Source organism: Streptomyces alkaliphilus (genome assembly GCF_014141535.1).
GTDB lineage: Bacteria > Actinomycetota > Actinomycetes > Streptomycetales > Streptomycetaceae > Streptomyces > Streptomyces alkaliphilus.
The window spans coordinates 1-1,281 of sequence record NZ_VKHT01001230.1; the positions used below are offsets into that span (position 1 = coordinate 1).

Here is a 1,281-nt window from a genome sequence, read left to right on the forward strand (position 1 = left end):
GTCCGACACCGTTCCGCGCGCCCGGGCCGATCGGCCCGCCGGGCCCCCCGTGCTCCCGGAGCCGACCCCGGGAACGGGCGCGGCGCCGCCGGCCGCGGTCGCCCCCCGCCCTCCGCTGCTCGCCCGACCCGGGACCGTCCACCGCCAGGGGGGCGAGGGGGAGCCGGTGGTGGCCGCCCTGGACGAGCTCGGCTCCCTGGGCCTCGTCGGCCCCCGGCGGAGGCTGCTCGGCCTGGCGCGGTCCCTGGTGGCCCGGCTGATCGCCGACCACCCGCCCGCGGGGCTGGAGCTGGTGGTCGTGGCCCCCGGCCGCGCCGGGGAGTGGGCGTGGGCGGGCTGGCTTCCGCACACCGCCCCGGGCCCCGGCCGGGCCTGTCGGCGATTGTTGGCCTTCGACCGGGAGCAGGCGCTCGCCCGGCTGCGGGAGTCGGTCGGACGGGACCCGGACGGTCCGCGCACCCTGCTGGTCCTCGACGGGGACCCCGGCTCCGCCGAGGCCCGCTCGCTGGCGTCCGAGCTGGTGGCGCGCGGGCGGACGGAGGGCGTGCACGTGGTGTGCCTGGCGGAGGCTCCGGCCGCCACGCCGGCCTCGCCGCTGGAACGCGCTCTGGCCTCCGCACGCGCGGCGGTGCCCGCCCTGGTCGGCTGTGGCGCCACCGCGGTGCTGGTGGGTGAGGTGGCCACCACCGTCCGGCTGGTGCGGGCGGACGGCACGGTCGGGCCGGCGGCGACCGCGGACGCCGTCTCCGCCGCCTGGGCGGAGCGGTTCGCCCGGGCGCTCGCGCCGCTGGGCGCCGACCCGGGTGACCCCGACGGCCCGGCGACCGGAGGGCCCCTGCCGACATCGGTACGGCTGTTGGATCTGTTGGGGTTGCCCCGGGTCACCCCCGGGGTGCTGCGCGAACGCTGGGGCACGCCCCGGGCCGGTCTGCCGATACCGCTGGGCGTCGGCGCCGCCGGCCCGGTGGTGGTCGATCCGACCACCCTGCCCGGCCCGGTGGTGGTGGAGGGGCCGCCGGGCTCCGGGCGCAGCGAGACCCTCTGCTCGCTCGCCGTCGCGCTGGCCGCCGTCCGGGGGCCGCGCGAGCTGTCGCTGTTGCTGGTGGAGAGCGGTGGCGGGAGCGGCCTGGCCGCCTGCGCGGACCTGCCGCAGACCGCGACCCGACTGCGGACGAACGACCCGGTGCGGATGCGGGCCTTCGCCCGCGCCCTGAGGGCGGAGCTGAAGCGGCGCGAGGACCTGCTCGGCGATCGGGGGTTCACCGAGGGCCTGCCCGGGGG

The 1,281-nt window shown here is 80.3% G+C and carries 1 protein-coding gene; it reads left to right on the forward strand.

Annotated elements, in window-relative coordinates; translation table 11 throughout:
- Positions 1 to 166: 166 nt before the first annotated feature.
- The coding region (locus tag FNQ90_RS28565; protein WP_323380146.1) for an FtsK/SpoIIIE domain-containing protein at positions 167 to 1,281 on the forward strand (1,115 nt) is incomplete at its 3' end.